We start from the raw sequence: 4,721 nt of genomic DNA, 5'->3' as shown, positions 1-4,721 counted from the left end.
GCATCGGCTATTTCTGAATATTTTATCAGGTACAGGATGGGCGCGAATGTTTCCTGCTGCACGATTGCCATCTCGTTGGTAACCTCGGCAATCACCGGTTTAACATAGCAGCCCGAACCATCTTCATCGCCTTCCAGAATCCCGCTTCCTGTAAGCAGTGTACCGCCTTGCGCCTTGATTTGTTCAATGGCTTCGAGGTACATTTCCACAGCTCCGGTGTCAATAAGCGGCCCGACATGATTTGTCTCCACCAGCGGGTTTCCGATACGCAATTGCTGATAGGCATTGGCCAGTTTATCGCGGAATGTATCATAAACACTTTCATGAATAATCAGGCGACGGGTTGATGTACATCGTTGTCCACAGGTGCCAACGGCTCCAAAAAGGGCGCCCGGGATGGCGACAGTCAGATCAGCTGTCTCTGTAATGATTATTGCATTATTTCCACCGAGTTCAAGCAGGGCCTTGCCGAGTCGGGCACCCACCGCTTCGCCTACTTTTTTTCCCATGCGGGTTGATCCCGTGGCTGATACCAGTGGAATTCGGGCATCATGCGAGAGGCGTTCACCGAGGGTATAATCACCGTTAACCAGACAGGATACTCCTTCGGGTACATTATTTTTTCTGAAAACCCTTGCCACTATTTTCTGACAGGCAATGGAACATAGGGGTACTTTTTCCGAAGGCTTCCAGATACAGGACATCGCCGCATACCCATGCCAGCATGGTATTCCATGACCACACAGCAACAGGGAAATTAAAGGCGCTGATGATTCCCACGATACCAAGCGGGTGGTATTGCTCATACATCCTGTGATTTGGCCTTTCCGAGTGCATGGTCAGACCATGCAATTGTCTCGACAGACCGACGGCAAAGTCACAGATGTCGATCATTTCCTGAACTTCTCCAAGTCCTTCCTGGTAGGATTTACCCATTTCATAGGACACCAGTGCGCCCAGGTCATCTTTATGTTTTCTGAGTTCTTCGCCGATCTGCCTTACCACCTCCCCGCGCTTGGGTGCGGGAACCAGTCGCCATGACTGGAATGCCTCCTGCGCTTTCTGAACTACAATCTCGTATTGTTCGCTGGTTGTCGCAGCAACCTTTGCAATATGCCGGCCATCCACGGGAGAAAAGGACTGTATCCATTCGCCGTCGGTTTCACCCCAGTAATCTCCGGTAGAGGTGCCGCTGTTTTCCAATGAAATATCCAGGTTTTCCAGGATGCGTTCCGGTGCTGTTGTAGTTTCCATGATGCTTAATGAAATCTGATTGATGTACTGCCAAAACTAGTCAAACTGATAGTGACGGAGAAGGGATGTGAGGCACTTTTTACCAATCAATACCGTAAGATATTGATTTGTCCTTTCTCATCGAGACCCTCCAACAAAAACGGGCCGTTGGTATTTGCAAGAATGCGGTTAAGTGTTTCCAGATCGGAAATCTGAATTTTATCAATGCGCGTCACAATCAATCCGGGTTCAATGCCTGCTTCCTTCCAGATTCCTTCCCCGACAGACGTGATTTTCAGGCCTGATTCCAATTCGTACTTTTGCCGTTCCCTGTCGCTTAACTCTTCAAAGACAGCCCCTTCAATCGTATCCTCCACTGATCGTGGAGAGACAGATGAATTCCCCTCATAATCCTTTAATACGGCATTGGTTTGGAATTCATTGCCGTTTCTGACATAGCTAACCATTATCTCATCGCCCGGCCGGTTTCTGGCAACCAGCTCCTGAAGCTCCGATACATTTGTAACGTCTATGCCATTTATGCCAACAACGATATCACCTTTGTCCAGGCCGGCAGTTTCGGCGGCACTGTTTGAGTTTACTTCCGTGATAAGCACTCCGGACACTCGCGAAAGGTTCCACTCGCGGGCGGTTTGCGCGTCCACATCATCGATTCGAACACCGAGAAGACCGCGCTGCACCTTGCCGAATTCAAGCAAATCATCCATTACTTTCTTTACCAGTGTCACGGGCACAGCGAATGAGTATCCGGCATATGAGCCGTTGGGAGTAGCTATGGCAGTATTAATTCCAACGAGCTCCCCTTTCAGATTTACCAGTGCACCGCCACTGTTACCAGGGTTTACAGCGGCATCTGTCTGGATAAAGGATTCTATCTGAAGGTTATTCCGGTCGCGAAGGATTCCGATATTTCGTGCCTTGGCGCTAACAATGCCGGCGGTAACGGTGGAATTGAGATCAAACGGATTGCCGATCGCCAGTACCCATTCACCAGGCACCACCTGATCCGAATCACCATACCTGACAAAATCCAGGCCGTTCTCATCAATTTTGAGCAGCGCAAGGTCTGTTGTTGGATCTGTGCCGATCAGTTCTGCGACATAGCTTCTGTTATCATTCAGAACTACTTCGATTTGTCTGGCATCCTCAATTACATGATTGTTGGTTACGATAAAGCCGTCATCGGAAACAATAACGCCCGAGCCCGACGAGCGGGCTGGTGATCTGTAATAGTTATTCATCGGATTGAGGCTATACCTGCCCGATGAAAACAGGGTTCGGATATGTACCACTCCCGGAATGACATTCGTAGCTGCACTGGCAAAATCAAGCTGCTCGGATAACATACCAATGGATGTTCCGGAGGATGGCTGGTCATAACTAACCTGCTGCTGCCGCTCGGCAATGGAATTATAGGACGCACTGCTTACGTCAGGAAAGCCGGCATATATTATTACGGCTGCGATCAGGGCTCCGAAAAGGGCCGAAAAGAACATGCCGAAATAAATGCGAGACTTTTTCATAGGTAATTACGTTTTAAATTTAACGTATCATTTTGTAATTGAGTTTATTAACTGCTCAATTATTTCCCTTGTCAGCCAGCTTCTGAAGCTCAGTCAGCTCGTCACGCAACTGTGCCGCCTCAATGAAATCAAGATCCCTCCGCTGCCTTCTCCATGGCCTTTCGTGTTTTCAGGATAAGCTTGTCCAGGTCTTCCTTTTCCATATACTGAACAACGGGATCTGCGGCAACACTTACATGGTTTTCCTCTACATACGCCCGGCTTTTCTTTTTACGGTCGGCTACATTCGTTTGAGAAAGAATTTCTTCCCTGCTGCGCAGAATGGTTGTCGGGACAATGCCATGCTCCTGGTTGTATTTTTCCTGTATCGCCCGCCGTCGATTCGTCTCATCGATTGCTTCGTTCATTGAATTGGTGATCGTATCAGCATACATAAGTACCTGTCCGCGGGAATTACGCGCCGCGCGGCCGATGGTCTGGATCAGCGAGCGCTGGTTGCGAAGGAAACCTTCCTTGTCGGCATCGAGTATCGCCACCAGGGATACCTCGGGCAGATCAAGTCCTTCCCTGAGAAGATTTACACCAACCAGCACATCAAAAATTCCCAGCCGGAGCTCCCGCAGGATTTCCACACGGTCCAGTGTGTCGACCTCACTGTGAATATACCTTGTTTTAACACCTGCCCGTTCGAGGAATTTTGTTAGTTCTTCGGCCATCCGTTTGGTGAGGGTGGTTACGAGCGTCCGTTCACCGAGTTTTACACGTTCATCAATCTCCTCCAGCAAATCATCAATCTGTCCTTTCGTGGGACGAACATCTATTTGCGGGATATAGCAGGCCCGTCGGCCTGATGATCTGCTCAACTACCACACCTTCGGATTTCCGTAATTCATATTCGGCCGGAGTTGCGCTAACATAAATAACCTGGTTCTGCAATGCTTCGAATTCATTGAATGTAAGCGGGCGGTTGTCCAGTGCCGACGGCAGGCGGAATCCAAAATCCACCAGGTTCACCTTTCTCGACCTGTCACCGCCCCACATTGCCCGGATCTGTGGCACGGTCACATGGCTTTCATCGATAACTATAAGATAATCATCAGGAAAATAATCAATAAGGCAGAACGGCCGGGCACCTGCATTCCGCCGATCGAAATAACGTGAATAATTTTCAACACCGGAACAATAGCCAAGTTCCCGAATCATTTCAAGGTCGAACTCGGTTCGTTCCTGCAAGCGTTTCGCCTCCAGGTGTCTTTGTTCTTTTTCAAAATATTCCACCTGCGCCACCATGTCATCCTGAATTTCATGTATTACCTGTGGCAGCATTTCCTTTCCCGTAACAAAGAGGTTTGCCGGGAAAATGGTCACCGCTGTTTTCATCCACGGTTTTTTTCCGGATACCGGATCGATTTGCTGAATGGCCTCAATTTCATCACCCCAGAAAATTATGCGGTAGGCAAAATCGCCGTAGGCAACAAAAACATCCACTGTATCACCTTTTACCCGAAAATTTCCACGCTTGAATTCAACGGTTGTCCGGCTGTAAAGAATATCTACAAGGGCATACAGCAGTTTGTTGCGGGCCATGGTTTCGCCCACTCTCAATTTGATAACTGAATTCGCAAACTGGTCGGGATTTCCGATACCGTAAATGCAGGATACCGAGGCAACGACAATGATGTCCCGTCGTCCGGTCATCAGGGAAGTGGTTGCGCTCAGTCTGAGCTTTTCGATCTCTTCATTAATGGACAGATCCTTTTCGATGTACAGGTTGGAGCTTGGAATGAAGGCTTCGGGCTGGTAATAGTCATAATAGCTTATAAAATACTCCACAGCATTTTCCGGGAAAAACCGCTTGAATTCGCCATACAACTGTGCGGCAAGGGTTTTATTATGACTTAATATCAGTGTTGGCCGCTGAACTTCCTGGATTACATTGGCAAT

The 4,721-nt window shown here is 48.5% G+C and carries 4 protein-coding genes and 1 pseudogene; all 5 read right to left on the bottom strand.

Going from position 1 to position 4,721, the window contains the following annotated elements; all coding sequences use genetic code 11:
* On the bottom strand, positions 1–704 hold a 704-nt coding region (locus tag ACXAD8_RS23165), incomplete at its 3' end, for an aldehyde dehydrogenase family protein (protein WP_475233136.1).
* Positions 616–1,254 (bottom strand): aldehyde dehydrogenase family protein, encoded by a 639-nt coding sequence (locus ACXAD8_RS23160; RefSeq protein WP_475233134.1) that lies wholly within the window; start codon positions 1,252–1,254, stop codon positions 616–618. The genes ACXAD8_RS23160 and ACXAD8_RS23165, both read right to left, overlap by 89 nt.
* 86 nt (positions 1,255–1,340) lie before the next feature.
* Positions 1,341–2,777, bottom strand: coding sequence for a S1C family serine protease (locus ACXAD8_RS23155; protein ID WP_475233132.1), 1,437 nt, complete (start codon positions 2,775–2,777; stop codon positions 1,341–1,343).
* A 128-nt stretch (positions 2,778–2,905) separates the two neighbouring features.
* The gene (locus ACXAD8_RS23150) at positions 2,906–3,562 is read right to left on the bottom strand and encodes a helicase-related protein (RefSeq protein WP_475233130.1); all 657 of its coding nucleotides are present in this window, start codon (positions 3,560–3,562) and stop codon (positions 2,906–2,908) included.
* A gap of 4 nt (positions 3,563–3,566) precedes the next feature.
* Positions 3,567–4,721: pseudogene (locus tag ACXAD8_RS23145) on the bottom strand (excinuclease ABC subunit B); the annotation flags it as partial.

This window comes from Planctobacterium sp. AWH2_060 (assembly GCF_056158425.1).
The sequence above is the reverse complement of the archived record's forward strand: the minus strand, read 5'-3'. Positions and strand labels throughout refer to the sequence as shown.

What these genes read in the sequence shown, in the direction of transcription:
- ACXAD8_RS23160 (WP_475233134.1), bottom strand. Translation starts at nt 1,254, where the DNA reads ATGGAAACTACAACAGCACCGGAACGCATCCTGGAAAACCTGGATATT.
- ACXAD8_RS23155 (WP_475233132.1), bottom strand. Translation starts at nt 2,777, where the DNA reads ATGAAAAAGTCTCGCATTTATTTCGGCATGTTCTTTTCGGCCCTTTTC.